We start from the raw sequence: 21029 nt of genomic DNA on the forward strand, positions 1-21029 counted from the left end.
GCCGCAAAGCGGCCCCAGGTTGTTGAACATCAAATAGAGGAACGGCCATGGTCCTGCGTTCGGAAATCCTGGTGAACAAAAACGTCATGCCCACCGCGGAGCAGGCCCTGCCTGGCCGCGAAACCCCGATGGCCCTGCCTGAGTTCCACTACGTGTTCGAAGGCACGCCATTGCTCGGCCCGTTCTTCGAAGGCGATATCGATTTCGCCATCTTCGCCCTGGGCTGCTTCTGGGGCGCCGAGCGCCGCTTCTGGCAGCGCGAAGGCGTGGTCAGCACCGTGGTCGGCTACGCCGGCGGCTTCACCCCCAACCCCACCTATGAAGAAGTCTGCTCGGGCCTGACCGGCCACACCGAAGTGGTGCTGGTGGTGTTCGACAAGAACCGGGTCAGCTATCGCGAGCTGCTGACAATGTTCTGGGAGCTGCACAACCCGACCCAGGGCATGCGCCAGGGCAACGACATCGGCACCCAGTACCGCTCGGCGATCTACTGCACCTCGCCGCAGCAGCTCGAAGAGGCCAAGGCCAGCCGCGACGCGTTCCAGGCCGAGCTGAGCAAGGCCGGCTTCGGCGAGATCACCACCGAGATCGAGCAGGCGCCAACCGTCTATTTCGCCGAGGCCTACCACCAGCAGTACCTGGCCAAGAACCCGGACGGCTACTGCGGTATCGGCGGCACCGGCGTCTGCCTGCCACCCAGCCTGCAAGGCAACTGAGCCATGATCCTGTTCCATTCGCCGCTGTCGCCGTTCGTGCGCAAGGTGATGATCGTGCTGCACGAGACCGGCCAGGTGGACCGCGTGACGCTGCAGGGCGTGAACATCAGCCCGGTGAGCGGCGACGAGCAGCTCAATCAGGACAACCCGATCGGCAAGATCCCGGCCCTGCGTCTGGACGACGGCAGCGTGCTGCACGACAGCCGGGTGATTTGCGAGTACCTCGACACCCAGCACGTCGGCCTGCCCTTGATCCCTCGGGAAGGCTCGGCACGCTGGCGGCGCCTGACCCTGGCCTCGCAGGCCGACGCAATCATGGATGCGGCGGTGGCCACGCGCTACGAGACCTTCCTGCGCCCGGCAGACAAGCAATGGGAGGGCTGGGTGAACGCGCAGGGCGAGAAGATTCGCCGCGGCCTGGCCAATTTCGAGCGCGAGCACCTGGCGCAAATAATCTCCGGGTTCGATATCGCCTCGATCGGCGTGGCCTGTGCGTTGGGGTATCTGGATCTGCGCCAGCCTGAGTTCGATTGGCGTGGGCAGTGTCCGGGCCTGGCGGCGTGGTATGCAGAGGTGAGCCAGCGGCCGTCGATGGTGGCTACAGCTCCGTTAGCCTGAGACTCCGCCAGCGAGGGCTTCGCCCTCGTTTCGCGACACAAGGCTGCTCCTACAGGATTTCGCGATCGTCTGTAGGAGCGGCCTTGCGTCGCGAAAGGGCTGCAGAGCAGCCCCAGAATTCACCTCGGTACCACAGGAAACAACAGACCAATCCTCACAGCCAACCACCGCCCGATCTCTCAGTCCTCCCTCATGCCCCCCTCCCCACCCGCGACCAGTCCAGCCGCCGGGTCAGCACCATGAACACGCCAAGCAGCCCGAAGCACAGCAGCGAGCCCATCAGCAGCGCGTAGTCCTCGGCGCTCAGCAACCCATAGAGCAGCGCGTACAACGCCGCCAGCCCTGCCGCAAAGCCCACGCCACGCCCCAGGCTGTTCAGCACATGGGTGAGATAGAAGCCGATCAGCAGTACACAGGCCGCCGCCGACAACCCATACGCCAGGCCAAAGCCCAGGTGCTCGGACAGCGACAGCAAGAGCAGGTAGAAGAACGCCAGGGCCACGCCCACCAGGATGTACTGCACCGGGTGCACGCTGAGGCTCTTGAGCACCTCGAACAGGAAGAAGCCGGCAAAGGTCAGGGCAATGAACAGCAGCGCATACTTGATCGCCCGCTCGCTCTTGAGGTACTGGTCCACCGGATCGATGAAGCTGACACCGAAGGTCGGGCCGGTGAAGTCCGCGCATTGTTGCTTGCTCACGCACTGGCGCAGGGCGTCCTCCAGGTTGGTGGCGAAGAACGAGGTCTGCCAGTGGGCACTGAAGCCCTTGTCATCGATGGCGTGGCGGCTTGGCAGGTAGCTGCCGATGAAGCTTGGGTGCGGCCAGTTGGCACGCATGTCCACCGCACTGCTACGCCCCACCGGCAGCACATGCAGCTGGCCGGTGCCCTGCAAGGCCAGGTCGAACGCGTAGCTGAACTCACGGGCCTGCTGGCCGTCGAGCTGAGGCAGGCCGACATGCACCCCGCCGCGCAGCCAGTCCAGGCCGGTTCCCGCCTCGAACGGAAGACGCTGCTCGTCAAAGCTCAGTTCGAGGCCGTTCTCGATACCGCGAATATCACTGATGCCCACCACCAGGTACGGCTTGTCGAAGCGGTAGTCATCGTAGTCCTTGTCGATACCCCAGCGCTCGGGGACCTTGAAGCGCCCGCTGATTCGACTCTTGGCATGGAACAGCCGAGCCTGGTAGATGCCGCGCGAGCGCAGTTCGGTATCCACGGCGATGTCGGCGTCGAAGGTCTCCGGGAGGAAGTACAGGTTGCCGCTAAGGGTGCTCGTCTCCTGGACACGCTCGCCGTCCTTGTCGATCCAACGCCGCTCGAACTTGCGGTATGGCACCACCAGCAACGGGCCGCTGAGCTGCTGGTCGAAGCTCGAACTCTGGGCGATATCGCGCAGCACGTCATCACGCAGGCCCTGCCGTTCGTCGATCAGGCCACCGATCATCAGCAGGGGAATCAGCAACAACAGGATCAGCACGGCGATCAGGCCGAGCTTGAAACCAAGGGTCTTGTTCATCAGGTAGGGCTCCGTTTGCGATGGCGGCAGTGTCTGCCGGCCATGTGGAGCCGATGGGGAGGGAATGTGGAGATTGTGTGGAGAATGGCGCTTGCCCCGCGCAGGCGGGGCAAGTGGCGATCAGGTCAGTTGATGATTTCGACGATATCGACATCCACTTCGCGGCTCATCAGGTGCTTCTCCACCTCGCCGGTCAGCTTGACCTTGGTCTTGTCGTTGAAGGGCGTGGGCGGCAGGTCTTCATCGTCGATCTCGACGGTGATGGTGCCGGTGCTGTCCTTGAACTCGTACTTGTCGTCGTTGTTGATCTTCTTGGTCACGTAGCCCTGCAGCACCACCGGCGTATCGTCGGCGGCATCGTTGGCGGCGGCGACGGTGGTCACGGCCTGGGCGCCGGGACCGGTGTAGCCGGCAGCCAGGGCGGCGGTGCTGAACAGCGGGGCGAGGATCAGGGGCAGGTAACGGGCTTTCATGGTGATCGGGTCCTGTTTGGGTTTCGATAGGGCCAGATTACCGACGATCGCTGAATTGAAGCTTAATGCAAAAAATCGCGGGGCAAGCCCCGCACAGGATCCTCGTTGTCCCAGGCACTGCGCAGTGCCTGTGGGAACGGATTTACCCGCGAAGCAAGCAACGCGCAATCTGGCACCGGCCTCGGCGGTGTTCGCGGGGCAAGCCCGCTCCCACAGAGATCGGCGCCAGGTCGAGGAGTCTGAGCAAGACAGTTGCTCCCACGTGCCCCGCGACAGGCCTGGCGCTTACTGGTGATACTGCGCCGACAGCTCATGCACGGCGTTGATGAACACGCCGGCGTGCTCCGGGTCGACCTCGGGGGTGATGCCGTGCCCCAGGTTGAACACATGGCCGCTGCCCTTGCCGTAGCTGGCCAGGATGCGCGCGACTTCCTTGCGGATGGCCTCAGGCTTGGCGTACAGCACGGTCGGGTCCATGTTGCCCTGCAGCGCCACCTTGTCGCCCACGCGGCGACGGGCGTCGCCAATCTCGCAGGTCCAGTCCAGGCCCAGGGCATCGGCGCCGGCCTCGGCGATGCTTTCCAGCCACAGACCACCGTTCTTGGTGAACAGGATCACCGGCACCTTGCGCCCGTCGTGCTCGCGGATCAGCCCGCTGACGATCTTGCGCATGTAGGCCAGGGAGAACTCCTGGTAGGCCGCCGCCGACAGGTTGCCGCCCCAGGTATCGAAGATCTGCACGGCCTGGGCGCCGGCCAGGATCTGGCCATTGAGATAGCTGGTGACCGACTGGGCCAGCTTGTCCAGCAACAGGTGCAGGGCTTCGGGGTTGTCGTAGGCCATGGCCTTGGTCTTGCGGAAGTCCTTGGACGAACCGCCCTCGACCATGTAGGTGGCCAGGGTCCATGGGCTGCCGGAGAAGCCGATCAATGGCACGCGGCCATTAAGCTCGCGGCGGATGGTGCTGACCGCGTCCATCACGTAGCCCAGGTCTTTTTGCGGGTCGGGGATCGGCAGCGCCTCGATGTCCGCCAGGGTGCTGATGACCTTCTTGAAACGTGGGCCTTCGCCGGTCTCGAAGTACAGGCCCTGGCCCATGGCGTCGGGGATGGTGAGGATGTCCGAGAAGAGAATCGCCGCGTCCAGCGGGTAGCGGTCCAGCGGCTGCAGGGTGACCTCGCAGGCGAACTGCGGGTTCATGCACAGGCTCATGAAGTCGCCGGCCTTGGCGCGGCTGGCGCGGTACTCCGGCAGGTAGCGGCCGGCCTGGCGCATCATCCACACCGGGGTGACGTCTACGGGTTGCTTGAGCAGTGCACGCAGGAAACGATCGTTCTTCAGGGCAGTCATGTCGGCATCCGGAAAAAAAGTGCGGGCATTTTCTCAGACGCGGGCACAAAAGGCACGGCCATGGCCATTCGTTTTGTCTATCGGATGCCTTGGATCAAGCATTTTTGTATACAAAAAGTATGTAGCCTGACAGGACTTGGGGCCGCTTTGCGGCCCTTTCGCGACACAAGGCCGCTCCTACAGAGGTAACGCGATTCCCTGTAGGAGCGGCCTTGTGTCGCGAAAGGGCTGCGAAGCAGCCCCAACGGTTGATCAGACCTCGAGGTAGTCCAGGATTCCCTCGGCAGCCGTGCGCCCCTCGAAAATAGCCGTCACCACCAAGTCCGACCCCCGCACCATGTCGCCACCGGCAAACACTTTCGGGTTGCTGGTCTGGTGCTTGAACTTGCCCTTCTCCGGTGCCACCACGCGGCCCTGGCTGTCCAGCTGAATGCCATGCTGCTCGAACCACGGCGCCGGGCTCGGGCGGAAGCCGAAGGCGATCACCACGGCATCGGCCGGCAGGATCTCCTCGGAGCCTGGAATCGGCTCGGGGCTGCGGCGGCCACGGGCATCCGGTTCGCCGAGACGGGTCTCGACCACCTTCACGCCCTCGACCTTGTCCTCGCCGACGATGGCGATGGGCTGGCGGTTGTAGAGGAACTTCACGCCTTCTTCCTTGGCGTTCTTCACCTCTTTGCGCGAACCCGGCATGTTCGCCTCGTCGCGACGATAGGCGCAGGTCACCGACTTGGCGCCCTGACGAATCGAGGTGCGGTTGCAGTCCATCGCGGTGTCGCCACCCCCGAGCACCACGACCTTCTTGCCCTGCATGTCGACGAAATCTTCCGGCGACTTCTCGAAACCGAGGTTGCGGTTGACGTTGGCGATCAGGAAGTCCAGCGCGTCGTGCACGCCCGGCAGGTCTTCGCCGGGGAAGCCGCCCTTCATGTAGGTGTAGGTGCCCATGCCCATGAACACCGCGTCGTACTCGGCGATCAGCTGTTCCATGCTGATGTCCTTGCCCACCTCGGTGTTCAGGCGGAACTCGATGCCCATGCCGGTGAAGACTTCGCGGCGATTGCTCAGCACGGTCTTTTCCAACTTGAACTCCGGGATGCCGAAGGTCAGCAAGCCGCCGATTTCCGGGTTCTTGTCGAACACCACCGGCGTCACGCCGGCACGCACCAGCACGTCGGCGCAGCCCAGGCCGGCGGGGCCGGCGCCGATGATGGCGACGCGCTTGCCGGTCGGCTTGACCTTGGACATGTCCGGGCGCCAGCCCATGGCGAAGGCGGTGTCGGTGATGTACTTCTCCACCGAGCCGATGGTCACCGCGCCAAAGCCGTCGTTCAAGGTGCAGGCACCTTCGCACAGGCGGTCCTGCGGGCACACGCGACCGCACACTTCCGGCAGGGTGTTGGTCTGGTGTGACAGTTCCGCCGCGGCCAGGATGTTGCCTTCGGAGACCAGCTTCAGCCAGTTGGGGATGAAGTTGTGCACCGGGCACTTCCACTCGCAATACGGGTTGCCGCAGCCCAGGCAGCGATGCGCCTGCTCCACGGATTGCTGTGGTTTGAAGGGCTCGTAGATCTCGACGAACTCTTTCTTGCGCTGGCGCAGCAGCTTTTTCTTCGGGTCCTTGCGGCCCACTTCGATGAACTGGAAGTCGTTGCTCAGACGTTCAGCCATTTTTCAAACCTCTTAACAGCAGCTGCAAGCTACAAGCTGCAAGCCGCAAGACGATCACTTAAGCCGGGCAAACCTCGAACTGCTTCTACTTGCAGCTTGAGGCTTGCCACTTGCAGCTGCTTTTACTGCGGGTTGGCGCGGGTGCTGGACAGCAGTTGCTTGAGGTTGGCCGCCTTCGGCTTGACCAACCAGAAGCGCCGCACGTAGTCGTCCAGGTTCTCCGAGAGCTCACGCCCCCACTCGCTGCCGGTCTCTTCCACGTATTCGCCCAGGACCCGCGCCAGGTGGCTGCGGTAGGCCTCCATCGCCTCACCACTGATGCGCTGGATTTCCACCAGCTCGTGGTTGAGTTTGTCGACGAAGGTGTTGTCCATGTCGAGCACGTAGGCGAAACCACCCGTCATGCCGGAACCGAAGTTGTAACCGGTCTTGCCCAGGACGCAGACAAAGCCGCCGGTCATGTATTCACAGCAGTGATCGCCGGTGCCCTCGACCACAGCGTGGGCGCCGGAGTTACGCACAGCGAAGCGCTCGCCCGCGGTGCCGGCGGCGAACAGCTTGCCGCCGGTGGCACCGTACAGGCAGGTGTTGCCGACGATGGCGCTGTGCTGGGTTTCGAACGGGCTGCCGGCAGGTGGCACGATGGTCAGCTTGCCACCGGTCATGCCCTTGCCGACGTAGTCGTTGGCGTCGCCTTCCAGGTGCAGGTGCAGGCCACCGGCGTTCCACACGCCGAAGCTCTGGCCCGCGGTGCCCTTGAAGCGGAAGGTGATCGGGCTGGCCGCCATGCCCTGGTTGCCGTGCAGCCTGGCGATTTCGCCGGAGATGCGCGCACCGATGGAGCGGTCGCAGTTGCAGATGTCGAGGCTGAACTCGCCACCGGCCTGGTCGCGGATCGCCGGCAGGGCCATGGCGACCATCTTCTCGGCCAGCTCGCCCTTGTCGAACGGCGGGTTCTTGTCCACTTCGCAGAACTGCGGCTTGTCCGCCGGGATATGCGAGCTGCCCAGCAGCGGCGACAGGTCCAGATGGCCCTGGCGCTCGGTGTCGCCCGGCAGCATGTCGAGCAGGTCGGTACGGCCGATCAGCTCGCCCAGGCTGCGCACGCCCAGCTTGGCCAGCCATTCGCGGGTCTCTTCGGCGACGAAGGTGAAGAAGTTGATCACCATGTCGACGGTGCCGATGTAGTGATCCTTGCGCAGCTTGTCGTTCTGGGTGGCGACGCCGGTGGCGCAGTTGTTCAGATGGCAGATGCGCAGGTACTTGCAGCCCAGGGCGATCATCGGCGCGGTGCCGAAGCCGAAGCTCTCGGCGCCGAGAATCGCCGCCTTGATCACGTCCAGGCCCGTTTTCAGGCCGCCGTCGGTCTGTACCCGCACCTTGCCGCGCAGGTCGTTGCCGCGCAGGGTCTGGTGGGTTTCGGCCAGGCCCAGTTCCCATGGAGCGCCGGCATACTTGATCGAGGTCAGCGGCGAAGCGCCGGTGCCGCCGTCGTAGCCGGAGATGGTGATCAGGTCGGCATAGGCCTTGGCCACGCCAGCGGCAATGGTGCCGACGCCGGCCTCGGCGACCAGCTTGACCGACACCAGCGCCTGCGGGTTGACCTGCTTGAGGTCGTAGATCAGCTGGGCCAGGTCTTCGATCGAGTAGATGTCATGGTGCGGTGGCGGCGAGATCAGGGTCACGCCCGGCACCGCATAGCGCAGCTTGGCGATCAAACCGTTGACCTTGCCGCCCGGCAGCTGGCCGCCCTCGCCAGGCTTGGCGCCCTGGGCCACCTTGATCTGCAGCACTTCGGCGTTGACCAGGTATTCCGGGGTGACGCCGAAGCGGCCAGTGGCCACCTGCTTGATCTTCGAGCTCTTGATGGTGCCGTAGCGGGCCGGGTCTTCGCCGCCCTCGCCGGAGTTGGAGCGCGCGCCCAGGCGGTTCATGGCCTCGGCCAGGGCTTCGTGAGCCTCTGGCGACAGTGCGCCCAGGGAGATACCGGCGGAGTCGAAGCGCTTGAGGATATCCTCCAGCGGCTCGACCTGCTCCAGCGCCAGCGGCTGTTCGGCGACCTTGACCTTGAGCAGGTCGCGGATCATCGACACCGGACGCTGGTCGACCAGCGTGGTGTATTCCTTGAACTTGGCGTAGTCACCCTGCTGCACGGCGGCCTGCAGGGTGTTGACCACGTCCGGGTTGTAGGCGTGGTATTCGCCACCGTGGACGAACTTGAGCAGGCCGCCCTGCTGGATCGGCTTGCGCGCGCTCCAGGCTTCGCCGGCCAGCAGCTTCTGGTCGCTTTCGAGGTCGACGAAGCGCGCGCCCTTGATGCGGCTGGACACACCCTTGAAGCTCAGGCCGACCACTTCCTCGGCCAGGCCCACGGCTTCGAACAGCTGGGCGCCACGGTACGAGGCGATGGTGGAGATGCCCATCTTCGACAGGATCTTCAGCAGGCCCTTGGAAATGCCCTTGCGGTAGTACTTGAAGACTTCGTCCAGATCGCCCAGCACTTCGCCGGTGCGGATCAGGTCGGCCAGCACTTCATAGGCCAGGTACGGATAGACGGCCGAGGCGCCGAAGCCCAGCAGCACGGCGAAGTGGTGCGGGTCACGGGCGGTGGCGGTCTCGACCAGGATGTTGCTGTCGCAGCGCAGGCCCTGTTCGGTCAGGCGGTGGTGTACCGCGCCGACGGCCAGCGAGGCATGCACCGGCAGCTTGCCAGGGGCGATGTAGCGGTCGCTCAGCACCAGCTGGGTCTTGCCGCCGCGCACGGCCTCCTCGGCCTGGTCGGCGATGTTGCGGATGGCCGCTTCCAGGCCGACGCTCTCTTCATAGTTGAGGTCGATCAGCTGGCGGTCGAAGCCTTCGCGCTCCAGGTTCATCAGCGAACGCCACTTGGCGGGCGAGATGACCGGCGAGCTGAGGATCACCCGCGAGGCATGCTCGGGAGACTCCTGGAAAATGTTGCGTTCGGCGCCCAGGCAGATTTCCAGGGACATGACGATCGCTTCGCGCAGCGGGTCGATCGGCGGGTTGGTCACCTGGGCGAACTGCTGGCGGAAGAAGTCGTACGGCGAGCGCACACGCTGGGACAGCACGGCCATCGGCGTGTCGTCGCCCATCGAGCCGACCGCTTCCTGGCCCTGCTCGCCGAGCGGGCGCAGCACCTGGTCACGCTCCTCGAAGGTGACCTGGAACATCTTCATGTACTGCTTGAGCTGGTCGGCGTCGTAGCTGGCCACGCCCTGGTCGTCGCTCAGGGTCGCCTGGATGCGCGTGGCGTGCTGACGCAGCCAGCGCTTGTAGGGGTGGCGCGACTTCAGGCGGTTGTCGATGGCGTCGGTGTCGAGGATCTGGCCGGTCTCGGTGTCGACGGCGAGGATCTGGCCCGGACCCACGCGGCCCTTGGCCAGGACTTCCTCCGGCTGGTAGCCCCATACGCCGATTTCCGAGGCGATGGTGATGTAGCCGTTGGTGGTCGTCACCCAGCGCGCCGGGCGCAGGCCGTTGCGATCGAGCAGGCACACCGCGTGGCGGCCTTCGGTCATGACGATGCCGGCCGGGCCGTCCCACGGCTCCATGTGCATGGAGTTGTATTCGTAGAAGGCGCGCAGGTCGGCGTCCATGGTCTCGACGTTCTGCCAGGCTGGCGGTACCAGCATGCGCACGCCGCGGAACAGGTCGATGCCGCCGGTGACCATCAGCTCGAGCATGTTGTCCATGCTCGAGGAGTCGGAGCCGACACGGTTGACCAGCGGGCCGAGCTCTTCGAGGTCGGGAATCTGGTCGTTGGCGAACTTGGTGCGACGGGCCATGGCCCAGTTGCGGTTGCCGGTGATGGTGTTGATCTCGCCGTTGTGGGCGAGAAATCGGAAGGGCTGGGCCAGCGGCCACTTCGGCAGGGTGTTGGTGGAGAAACGCTGGTGGAACACGCAGATCGCGGTCTGCAGGCGCTCGTCACCCAGGTCTGGATAGAACGCCGCGAGATCGCGCGGCATCATCAGACCTTTGTAGATGATGGTCTTGTGCGAAAAACTGCAGATGTAGTGGTCGGCGTCGTGGGCGTTGGCCACGGACGAACGGCGGCGGGCACTGAACAGCTTGATGGCGAATTCCTGGTCGCTCAGGCCTTCACCACCGATGAACACCTGCTCGATCTGCGGCAGGCGCTCCAGGGCCAGGCGGCCCAGCACGCTGGTGTCGATCGGCACTTTGCGCCAGCCGACCAGCTTGAGACCGGCGTTGACGATCTCGCGGTCCATGTTGGCGCGGGCGGCTTCGGCTTTGACCGGGTCCTGGTTGAAGAACACCATGCCGACGGCGTACTGCTTGGGCAGCTCGACGGCGAAGTGCTCCTGGGCCACGGCACGCAGGAATCGATCAGGCTTCTGCATCAACAGACCGCAACCGTCGCCGGTCTTGCCGTCGGCGTTGATGCCGCCGCGGTGGGTCATGCAGGTCAGTGCCTGCATGGCGGTTTGCAGAAGGTGGTGACTCGGCTCGCCCGTCATGTGGGCGATCAGGCCGAAACCACAGTTGTCCTTGAATTCTTCGGGATGGTACAGACCTGTTTTCATAGACACTTTCTCACCAGGTTCACCTCTCAACCGGAGGCAAATCTCTTTTTTAACAACCACTTACCATCCACGCCGATCAAACGCCAGCTTTTTTGCGGTGGCCATGGAAAACCATTGTTGCACAGCGACAGCGACGCCCACAAATTTTCATGTCTCACCATTGAAAATTTATGTCGCAATTTTGAATGTTTTTCGCCATGAGTCGTGGTAGCGACTTGGCTCGAGTCTGAAGCGTTTCAGCCAGGACTGCAAGGGAGGGCTTGTGGCCGGCAGTCTGGGACAGAAAAGCCTGCCGCGCTTTGGGCGCAGCAGGCTAGTCGTGAATCAGGATTCGCTCAGCAACTGGGCGGCGGGGTGGTGCCGCCCGGAAGGTATCAGCGGGCCGTGGCCAGCTCTTGTTGGACGCTGCCGACGGTACGTGGCCAAGGTTTACCAGCCTGGACCTTGGCTGGCAAGTTCTTGATTGCCGCAGCGGCGGCGTCGCGGTTGGCGAAGTTGCCGTAGGTGACGACGTACAGCGGCTTGCCCTGCAGGTTTTTCTTGAAGTAGCGATAGTCGCCACCCTGGGCCTTGACGAACGACTGGGCCGACGCCTCGGAGCTGGTGCCGAAGATCTGCACCACATAGTTGCCCGGTTTCTGGCCGGCATACCAACTGCTGTTGCCTGCGCCACCGGCTGCCGGCTTCGCCGCAGGCTTGACGCTGGCGACTTGGGTCGGCGCAGGCGCGGGCTTGGCGGGCGCAACCGGCTTCGCCGGCTGGGTTGCAACCGGCTTCGGCGCAGGTGCAACCGGCTGGACAGGCGCGCTGGTGACCGGTTGGGCCGGAGCCGGTGCCGGGCTGGCGGTCGCGCCTGCTGGCGGCGCGATGGTGGTCACGGTAGGCGGTACGGCAGCCGAAGGCGCCGAGGGCTGCAAGGCGGTAGTGCCGGCCGGCCCACCCTCTTCCCCTTCACCCATGCCGGCGGCCTGAGCCAGCGGCTCGCGCATCACGGGCTGCGACTGGCCAACCAGCGGCAACGGCATCGGCTGCGAGGAGCCGGAGAACTCTATGGCAGGATTGGCGCCTTGCCCCAGTGGCAGCTGGGCCTGGGCGGCAGGCGCGTCGGTCGGCGCCTTGTCGCCTTTCTTCGGCATCAGGACCGCCGCGCCAACGGCGACCACGACCACAGCGGACAACGCGAGCACGTGTTTCTTAGGCATTTTGAACCCCATGGATGGTCGCTTGACCGTGGTACGGCTGGCGATCATGGCTTCGATCAAGGTGTCGCGGGCGACCTGGTTGATGTTCCCAGGCCAACCGTCGGAGTTTTCGTGGATGTCGACGATCTGCTCGGCAGTGAACACCTCGATACCCCGACCGGCACCGTCCAGACGCTGCTCCAGGTATTCGCGGGTTTCCTCCTCGCTGTACGGGGCCAGCTCGATGACGTGGAATCGCTCGCCATCGGCATTGAGCTCCTCCAGCCCGGCGATCAGCGAAGGCTCGCCGAACAGGAATACATGCGGGCGCCCTTCGGCCACGCCTGCCGCCAACTCCAGCAACGCTTGGAGTGCCGACTCGTCGAGTTGTTCCGCATCATCCACCAGCAGATAGACTTCCTGACCGGTCAGCGCCAGCTGCACCACCTGCGACAGGATTGCCTGCACCTCCGCTTGCGCCACGTTCAGCGACTGCGCCACCTGCCCGAGCACGCTGGCAGCGTCGCTGGCGCCGCGAGCGGACACCACCACGCTTTGCACCGACTGCTTGTTGGTGCTGGCCACCAGCGCCTGGCGCAGCAAGGTCTTGCCGCTGCCAACAGGCCCTGTGACCGCCAGCATCAGCTGACTGTAGCGCGCCAGGTGGTGCAACTGACCGAGCACCGGCTTGCGCTGGGCGGGGAAGAACTTGAAGCCGGGCACCCGTGGGGCGAACGGATCGTGGCTCAGCTGGTAATGATCGAGAAACGCCTCATCGGCATGCAGACTGGTCATCGCGTTGTCACAACCTCAAAGCTGGGCCACGATCGCGCGGTAATCCGCCGCCAACGTGGCCTGAAGAATCTCTGTCGAATAGTCGTCGGTGACGACGGCCTCGCCCAGCTGGCGCAGCAGCACCAGGCGCAGGCGCCCGTCGAGCACTTTCTTGTCGACCGCCATGTGCTCCATGAAATGCGCCGGGGTCATTTCCTGTGGTGGCACCACCGGCAGTCCTGCGTCCTGCAGCAGGCGAATTGCGCGGTCACGCGCCGGCTGGTCGATCCAGCCCAGGCGCATGGACATTTCCAGGGCCATGACCGTGCCCGCGGCCACGGCTTCGCCGTGCAGCCAGACGCCATAACCCATGTGGGTCTCGATGGCATGGCCGAAGGTATGGCCAAGGTTGAGCGTGGCGCGCACGCCCGACTCGCGCTCGTCGGCACCGACCACGGCGGCCTTGGCCGCGCAGGAGCGGCGGATGGCTTCGGTCAGGGCGACAGAGTCCAGGGCCCGCAGCGCCTGCATGTTGTCTTCGAGCCAGCCCAGGAACGGCTCGTCGCAGATCAGGCCGTACTTGATGACTTCGGCCAGACCCGCGGACAGCTCGCGTTCGGGCAGGGTCTTGAGGCTGGTGGTATCGATCAGCACCGCGTTGGGCTGATAGAAGGCACCGACCATGTTCTTGCCCAATGGATGGTTGATGCCGGTCTTGCCGCCCACCGAAGAGTCCACCTGGGACAGCAGCGTGGTCGGCACCTGGATGAAGTCGACCCCGCGCTGGTAGCAGGCCGCGGCAAAACCGGCCATGTCGCCGATCACACCGCCCCCCAGGGCGACCACCGTGGTACGGCGATCATGGCGGGCGGTGAGCAGGGCATCGAAGATCAGCTGCAGGGTTTCCCAGTTCTTGTAGGCCTCGCCGTCAGGCAACACCACCGGCAGCACCGAGTAGGCGCCCAGGGTCTTGCTCAGGCGTTCGAGGTACAGGGGCGCGACGGTCTCGTTGGAAACGATGGCAACCTGCCGCCCGGCGATGTGCGGCGCCAGCAGTTCGGGCTGGTCCAGCAGGCCTTCGCCAATGTAGATCGGGTAGCTACGTTCGCCCAGGTCGACCTTTAATGTCTGCATGTATCCCCACAATGTGCTTGGACGCGGCGGCGATGCGGCCCCCGCGCGGTGACGTTCAGCCCCGTCTCGGCGTTGGTCGCCGAGGATAGACCCCGCTCAGCGGGGCGGCAACTTCTGCAGGCGCTCCAGGATGTCCAGCACCACCATGCGCGGTGGCCGCTCGTCGGTTTCCACCACCAGGTCGGCGATCTCGCGATAGAGCGGGTCGCGCGTCTCCAGCAGGGCACGCAGCGTGGCTTCCGGGTTGGCGGTGCGCAGCAACGGTCGGTTGCGATCACGCGAGGTGCGCCCCACCTGCTGCTCCACCGAGGCATGCAGGTAGATGACCCGCCCGCCGGCATGCAGTGCGGCACGGTTGGCATCGCGCATCACCGCGCCGCCACCGGTGGCCAGGACCACGCCATCGAGCGCGCAGAGTTCGACGATCATCGCCTGCTCGCGATCACGAAAGCCCGGCTCGCCTTCCTTGTCGAAGATCCACGGGATGTTGGCGCCGGTTCGCAGTTCGATTTCCTTGTCGGAATCCTTGAACAGCAGGCGCAGCTCTTTGGCCAACAGGCGCCCGATGGTGCTTTTTCCAGCGCCCATGGGCCCCACAAGTATCAAATTTCGCACAGAATCAACGACTCACAGCAATCGCCTGGTCACTCATGATACGCGGAGTCAGGAAGACCAGCAGCTCGGATTTTTTCTCTTGTAATGCATCGCGTCGAAACAGCCGTCCAACATACGGCAGATCACCGAAAAATGGCACCTTGTCGACCACTTTGTTCTGCGACGTCGAGTACACGCCACCAATCACAATGGTCTGCCCATCGCTGATCCGGACCTTGGCATTGACCTCGTTCTTGCGTATCGGCGGGACATTGTTCAGCGCGTTGACGAAATCCGGTTCGTCCTTGGTCACCCGCACCTCCATGAGCACCTTGCCGTCCGGGGTGATCTGCGGCGTCACCTCCAGCGACAGCGAAGCCTCGCGGAAGGAAATCGAGGTCGCGCCACTTTTGCTGGTCTCCTGGTAAGGCACCTCAGTGCCCTTGAGGATGCGCGCGGTTTCCTTGTCGGCCGTGACGACCTTCGGCTGGGAGATGATTTCGCCGTTGCCGCTCTTCTCCATGGCACTGAGCTCCAGGTCGAGCAGGATGTCACTGCGCAGCAGGCCCACGCCGAGTCCGCTCGTGGCCCGCTCGACGCCGAGATCGACGAACAGCTCGCTGCCCAGCCGGCCACCCTGACCGTACAACGGACCACCCCAGCGCACGCCCAGGCTCTTTTCATAGTCGACGCCGGCCTCGACGATACGCGCCTCGATCATCACCTGGCGCACCGGCACATCCAGCTGCGCCACCAGCTTGCGCAGCTCGGCCAGGCGCTCAGCGGGCTGCGTGACCACCAGGGTGTTGGTCCGCGCGTCCACGCCCAGGCTGCCGCGCCCCGTCAGGATGCCGTCATCGGCCAGGCTTGCCAGCAGCAGTTCGGCCAACTCCGAGGCCTTGGCATGGCTGACCGGAATCAGTTCACGATGCAACGGTTGCAGTTGCGCCTCCAGCACCTGCTCCTGTCGCGCCCCCAGGGAGCGCTCGGCAAGCTCGGCCAGTGGCGCGACCAGCAGTACATTGCCCTCCTGGCGCCGGCCCAGCCCCTTGCTGCGCAAGACCAGATCCAGTGCCTGGCCCCAGGGTACATCCTCGAGACGCAAGGTGATCCGCCCCTGCACCGCGTCGCTGGCGACCAGGTTGATACCCGCATGATCGGCCATGATCTGCAGCACCGAACGCACTTCCACGTCCTGGAAATTGAGCGACAGCGGCTCATTGCGATGCTCGACCGCCAGCGCTGCATGCATGCCCAGTAGCAGTATCGTTGCCGCCCCTCCCCGCCTGCATCCCAGCTTCATACCCGACCTCCCTTGGCGCACTCTTGGCAAGTGCCAGAAAGCGCTGGCGATCCTGCCAGCCACCGCCGATGTAGATGCGCTCGCGCACCGTGACCTGCCCCGCGTCGATGGTTTCCACGACCCCGTCATCGCGCCCCAGCCGCGCTCCCGCAGCGACTCGATAGATGCGCCCGCCCGAACGCAGCAAGGCCACATGACGACCGCCTTGGGAAAGGCTGCCGACCATCTCCAGCTGCTCCAGCGGAACGCGAGCGAGCCCATCCTCCGCACGCTGGAATGACCAGGCTCGAAACGGATCGAACGTGCCAGGCGCAATGGCCACGCGGGCTGGCTCGTCCGCCAACGCCTGCGGCACTGGCAACGCTTCGTCGGACTGATAGGCATGCAGCTGCACCTGCGCGACCAGCAACCCGGACTCGGCATGCATGGCCAGTTCGAACCGGGATACGCTCAGCAGGCGCAAGCGCCGCAACCATTGCTCCAGCCACGCCCGTAACGCCGGGTAATGCCCCCGCACACGCAACTCCAACGGGATCAGTCGATACCCCGAGACCTGCCGACCATCGAGCACATCGAGACGTTCGAACAGCAGGCCATGCTCATGGCCGGACATCGCCAGCTCGTCGAGCAGTTCACTCATGCCCTCTCCGGCATCGAGCCGCCATCGCTCCATGCCCAGGTGCTGCTCGGTCTGCGCCAGCACCTGCCGCTCGACCTCGAGGTCAGCGATCAGCCCCTCGCGCGCCTCGAGCACCTGCAACCCCCGCCGCTCCAGCGCCACCGCCTCGGCATATGCCTGGCTCGGCGCCCTGATCCGAATGAAGTAACCCGCCACGACGACCATCAGCACCAGCAGCAGGACCGCCAGCCCCCGGAACCACGGCGCCCGGCCCGCCAGCCCCTGCCAACCGGGATGTCGCAGACTCTTCATGGCTCGCTGGCCAAGAGACGCCCAACCAGCAGGAATTCGTCGCCCCGTGCCTGGTGGCGAAGGTGTACGAGCTCAAGGTCCCGTATATCTCCCATTCGCTGCAGCCCGCGCATGAACTGTGCGACCACCGAGGCCGACGCCGCCAACCCGGTCAAGCGCAAACGCTCCTCCTCCAGGGATATCTCGATCAATTGCGCACCTTCGGGCATGGCCTGCTCGAGACCACGGAACAGATCAGGTATCAACGCCTGCCCGCCGCGCAACGTCGCCAATGCGCTTCGCTGCGCCTCGACAGCACGGCGGGCCTCCCGCAGCTGATCGATCCGTGCCGCCGTCGTCTCCAGTCTGTCGAGCGCCAACTGCTGTCTGCCCACCGCCTCGACCTGTCGCGCCAGGCGGGCACGGGCCGCCTGGTCGAGCGCCATCACCGCAAGCAGCGCCGCCACCAGGCTGGCCACCAGCACAAGCTGAAAACGTCGCACGGCACTCGCCCTGCGCTGCTCGCGCCAGGGCATCAGGTTGAGTCGCACCTTCATGCCAGCCCTCCCAGCGCGAGCCCATAGACCAGCGCCATGGACACGCCCACTGCCTGGGTACCGCCCAGCCCCGCCAGCAGGGTCGGGCAGGCGCATCGACAGGGCACCCCGAGCCGCTCGGCAAGCTGCCCCGCCTGCTTGGCACCGCCCAGGCGGCCAGTCAGCAGCAGTTCGGCGGCCGGGACGCCGCACAGTCGCCAGAGGCGCTCGGCACCCTCCAGCCACTGATCGGGTGACGTCAACACGACCTGCCGGCGCTGCGCTATCCCTTCGCCCTGCCAACCATGCATGACCATTTCGCCCGTATCCCACTGGAGAATGACCTTGTCGGCACACCCCTCCGGCACCAGCGCTCGGCGCAACGCGATACTGTCCACTTCCACCGCCATCACCCGTAGATCGGCCTGCGCGAACAACTGCTCGAACGGATCGATCTGGCTTTGCCGGCACGCGGCGACCAGTACGTCGAACTGCCTCGGGTCGTCTGCGGACACACCCAGCAGCTGGAAGTCCAGGGCAAGATCGTCCAACGGAAAGGGAAAAAGCCGATCGGCCTGGTCGAGCAAGCGAGACTCGACACCGAGTTCGCCCGCGTCGACGGGTATCCGGCAAACCTTGCAGATCACCTGGGAAGCCGGCAGTGCCAGCGCCACCTGTCGTTGACCGGTCGCACAGCGGGCATGCGCCTGGCGCAGCGTCCTGACCAGCACCTCGGCGTCATCCAGCGGGTGCGGTCCACGCAGCGGTGACTCGAAGGGTTCCTGCGCCCAACCGGCAACCTGGTAGCGTCCACGTCGGCGATGCAGCTGCAGCATTCGTATGGAGTCGTGGGCGATTTCCACACCCAGCAGTGAACCCGGCCCCCTGCCAAAGCGTCCAAGCATGACTGTCACTTCCTTGTCGGCGTCAGCCCGCGCCATCGCCGCGCAGGCGGTCATCGCCCGGTCCCGGGCGGTCACCCGGTGAGGCGAAAATTGCTTATAATGCCCAGCGAATTTTCCTGTCCGCCGGCCCTGCGCGCCCTTCACTCCTCAACCAGGACACCCCAAAGCCTTGATACGCCTGCTGAAGTTTTTCTGGTGGTCTTTCGTCGCAGTCATCTGCGCGCTCGTACTCGGTGTGAGCGGTGCGTTTCTGTATCTTAGCCCTAGCCTGCCCTCGGTCGATTCGCTCAGAAGCGTCCAGTTGCAAATCCCCCTGAGGGTGTACAGCAGCGATGGCAAGCTGATTGCCGAGTTCGGCGAAATGCGCCGCTCGCCCATCAAGTTCGAGGAAATTCCCCCACAGTTCATCCAGGCGCTTCTCTCGGCCGAGGACGACAATTTCCTCAACCACTACGGCGTCGACCCGAGCAGCCTGATGCGTGCCGCCACGCAGTTGCTCAAGTCCGGGCATATCCAGACCGGCGGCAGCACCATCACCATGCAGGTGGCGAAGAACTTCTTCCTCACCAGCGAGCGCAGCTTCTCGCGCAAGACCAACGAAATCCTCCTGGCCCTGCAGATCGAGCGCGAGCTGACCAAGGACGAGATCCTCGAGCTGTACGTCAACAAGATCTACCTGGGCAACCGTGCCTACGGCATCGATGCGGCGGCGCAGGTGTACTACGGCAAGTCGATCCGTGACGTCAGCCTGGCGCAGATGGCCATGATCGCCGGCCTGCCCAAGGCGCCGTCGCGCTTCAACCCGCTGGCCAATCCGGTGCGCGCCAAGGAGCGCCGCGACTGGATTCTCGGGCGCATGTACAAGCTCGGCAAGATCGACGAAGCCAGCTACCAGGCCGCCCTGGCCGAACCGCTGAACGCCAGCTACCACGTGCCGACCCCGGAAGTGAACGCCCCCTATGTCGCCGAGATGGCCCGCGCCGAGATGGTCGGCCGCTACGGCAGCGACGCCTACACCGAGGGCTTCCGGGTCACCACCACGGTGCCGAGCGACATGCAGCGAATGGCCAACAACGCAGTGCTCAACGGGCTTTCCGAGTACGACGAGCGCCATGGCTACCGTGGTCCGGAATCACGCTTCCCCGGCAAGCCCCGCGCCGCCTGGCTGCAGGAGCTGAGCAAGCAGCGCACCCTTGGCGGGCTGGAGCCGGCGATCGTCACCCAGGTCGAGAAGAACGGACTGAAGGTGATGACCCGTGGCGGCATGGAAGAGGAGGTGGCCTGGGACACCATGAAGTGGGCGCGCCCGTACCTCAACAGCAACGCCCAGGGACGCTCGCCGCAGTCCCCGGCCGACGTGGCCCAGGTGGGCGACCTGATCCGCATCCAGCGCCTGGACGACGGCAAGCTCAAGTTCAGCCAGGTGCCAGGCGCCCAGAGCGCGCTGGTGACCCTCGACCCGAGCAATGGTGCGATTCGCGCCCTGGTCGGCGGGTTCTCCTTCGAGCAGAGCAACTACAACCGCGCCATGCAGGCCAAACGCCAGCCAGGTTCGAGCTTCAAGCCCTTCGTCTATAGCGCGGCCCTGGACAGTGGCTACACCGCCGCCAGCCTGGTCAACGACGCTCCGATCGTGTTCGTCGACGAGTACCTGGACAAGGTCTGGCGCCCGAAGAACGACACCAACACCTTCCTTGGCCCGATCCGCATGCGCGAGGCGCTGTACAAGTCGCGCAACCTGGTGTCGATCCGCCTGCTGCAGGCCATGGGCGTGAACCGCACCATCGACTACATCGCCAAGTTCGGCTTCAACAAGCAGGATCTGCCGCCCAACCTGTCGCTGGCACTGGGCACCGCGACCCTGACGCCAATGGAGATCGCCACCGGCTGGAGTGCGTTCGCCAACGGCGGCTACAAGATCAACCCGTACCTGATCGAGCGCATCGAGAGCCGCAATGGCGAGACGCTGTTCACCGCCAATCCGCCGCGCGTGCCTCAAGGGCAGCAGGACCAGGCCGGCGCTGCCGCCCCCGAGCAGGCGATCAGCGTCGCACCGATGCCGGGCGAGGCGCTCTCCGCCGCCGCCCCGAGCGCCCCGGTGGCGCAGGCGCCGGTGCTGGCCGAGCAGATCATCGATGGCCGCACCTCGTACATTCTCACCAGCATGCTGCAGGACGTGATCAAGCGCGGCACCGGCCGCCGTGCCTTGGCGCTCGGGCGCTCGGACCTGGCGGGCAAGACCGGCACCACCAACGAGTCCAAGGACGCCTGGTTCTCCGGCTACAACGCCGACTACGTCACGACCGTATGGGTGGGCTTCGACCAGCCGGAAACGCTGGGGCGCCGCGAGTACGGCGGCACCGTGGCCCTGCCGATCTGGATGAGCTTCATGGGCGCGGCGCTCAAGGGCATGCCGGAGCATCCGCCAGCCGAGCCGGAGGGCATTCTCAGCCTGCGCGTGGACCCGGTCAGCGGCCGCGCCGCCACGCCGAGCACGCCTAACGCCTACTTCGAGCTGTTCAAGGCCGAGGACACCCCGCCTTCGGTGGACGAGCTGGGCAATGGCGTGGCGCCAGGCAGCCCGCTGCCAGCGGATGAAGCGGCGCCGATGGATCTGTTCTGATCAGGCAAACGACAACCGCAAAGGCAACTTCGATCCTGTGGGAGCGGGTTTACCCGCGAAGGCTTCAGCGAAGCCACAGATTATTTCGCGGGTAAACCCGCTCCCACAGTGGCTTCGGTGAACCCAAAAACAAACAAAAAGCCCCGGTTCTCAC

At 64.9% G+C, this 21029-nt stretch carries 15 protein-coding genes; 3 read left to right on the plus strand and 12 right to left on the minus strand.

Annotated elements, in window-relative coordinates; translation table 11 throughout:
• Positions 1-47 precede the first annotated feature (47 nt).
• Both msrA and N5D48_RS16580 read left to right on the plus strand, forming a co-directional pair.
• Entirely contained in the window at positions 48-716 is a 669-nt protein-coding gene (gene msrA, locus N5D48_RS16575; RefSeq protein ID WP_279886221.1) for a peptide-methionine (S)-S-oxide reductase MsrA, read from the plus strand.
• A gap of 3 nt (positions 717-719) precedes the next feature.
• Complete coding sequence (locus tag N5D48_RS16580; protein ID WP_279886225.1) at positions 720-1334, plus strand: glutathione S-transferase; 615 nt, start codon at positions 720-722, stop codon at positions 1332-1334.
• Between the two features lie 190 nt (positions 1335-1524).
• Here the strand turns inward: N5D48_RS16580 and creD are convergent, their stop codons facing one another.
• From creD to pilM, 12 genes are all read right to left on the minus strand, one after another.
• Complete coding sequence (gene creD / locus N5D48_RS16585) at positions 1525-2853, minus strand: cell envelope integrity protein CreD (protein ID WP_279886227.1); 1329 nt, start codon at positions 2851-2853, stop codon at positions 1525-1527.
• A gap of 125 nt (positions 2854-2978) precedes the next feature.
• Positions 2979-3326 (minus strand): NirD/YgiW/YdeI family stress tolerance protein, encoded by a 348-nt coding sequence (locus N5D48_RS16590; protein ID WP_279886229.1) that lies wholly within the window; start codon positions 3324-3326, stop codon positions 2979-2981.
• Between the two features lie 285 nt (positions 3327-3611).
• The gene (gene hemE, locus N5D48_RS16595; protein ID WP_279886231.1) at positions 3612-4676 is read right to left on the minus strand and encodes a uroporphyrinogen decarboxylase; all 1065 of its coding nucleotides are present in this window, start codon (positions 4674-4676) and stop codon (positions 3612-3614) included.
• 252 nt (positions 4677-4928) lie between these two features.
• A complete protein-coding gene (locus tag N5D48_RS16600; protein WP_279886233.1) occupies positions 4929-6347 on the minus strand; it encodes an FAD-dependent oxidoreductase in 1419 nt (472 codons plus the stop codon).
• Positions 6348-6469: 122 nt separating this feature from the next.
• A complete protein-coding gene (gene gltB / locus N5D48_RS16605) occupies positions 6470-10915 on the minus strand; it encodes a glutamate synthase large subunit (protein ID WP_279886236.1) in 4446 nt (1481 codons plus the stop codon).
• 374 nt (positions 10916-11289) lie between these two features.
• The gene (locus N5D48_RS16610) at positions 11290-12891 is read right to left on the minus strand and encodes an AAA family ATPase (RefSeq protein ID WP_279886238.1); all 1602 of its coding nucleotides are present in this window, start codon (positions 12889-12891) and stop codon (positions 11290-11292) included.
• Positions 12892-12906: 15 nt separating this feature from the next.
• On the minus strand, positions 12907-14004 hold the full coding sequence (gene aroB, locus N5D48_RS16615; protein ID WP_279886241.1) for a 3-dehydroquinate synthase: 1098 nt from the start codon (positions 14002-14004) through the stop codon (positions 12907-12909).
• A gap of 96 nt (positions 14005-14100) precedes the next feature.
• Positions 14101-14619, minus strand: a complete 519-nt coding sequence (gene aroK / locus N5D48_RS16620) for a shikimate kinase AroK (RefSeq protein ID WP_279886243.1) — start codon at positions 14617-14619, stop codon at positions 14101-14103.
• A gap of 4 nt (positions 14620-14623) precedes the next feature.
• Complete coding sequence (locus tag N5D48_RS16625) at positions 14624-15850, minus strand: secretin N-terminal domain-containing protein (protein ID WP_279886245.1); 1227 nt, start codon at positions 15848-15850, stop codon at positions 14624-14626.
• Positions 15816-16832: a pilus assembly protein PilP gene (locus tag N5D48_RS16630; RefSeq protein ID WP_279886247.1), complete on the minus strand. Its 1017-nt coding sequence runs from the start codon at positions 16830-16832 to the stop codon at positions 15816-15818. Before N5D48_RS16630 ends, N5D48_RS16625 begins: the two co-directional genes overlap by 35 nt.
• A complete protein-coding gene (locus N5D48_RS16635) occupies positions 16829-17368 on the minus strand; it encodes a PilN domain-containing protein (protein WP_279886249.1) in 540 nt (179 codons plus the stop codon). The genes N5D48_RS16630 and N5D48_RS16635 overlap by 4 nt, the downstream gene beginning before the upstream one ends.
• The gene (gene pilM, locus N5D48_RS16640) at positions 17365-18306 is read right to left on the minus strand and encodes a pilus assembly protein PilM (protein WP_279886252.1); all 942 of its coding nucleotides are present in this window, start codon (positions 18304-18306) and stop codon (positions 17365-17367) included. The genes N5D48_RS16635 and pilM overlap by 4 nt, the downstream gene beginning before the upstream one ends.
• Before the next feature lie 115 nt (positions 18307-18421).
• Between pilM and N5D48_RS16645 the strand changes: the two genes are divergently transcribed.
• The gene (locus N5D48_RS16645; RefSeq protein WP_279886255.1) at positions 18422-20875 is read left to right on the plus strand and encodes a penicillin-binding protein 1A; all 2454 of its coding nucleotides are present in this window, start codon (positions 18422-18424) and stop codon (positions 20873-20875) included.
• Positions 20876-21029: the final 154 nt, after the last annotated feature.

It is taken from the genome of Pseudomonas sp. GD03858 (assembly GCF_029840925.1).
In the GTDB taxonomy this organism is placed as follows: Bacteria; Pseudomonadota; Gammaproteobacteria; order Pseudomonadales; family Pseudomonadaceae; genus Aquipseudomonas.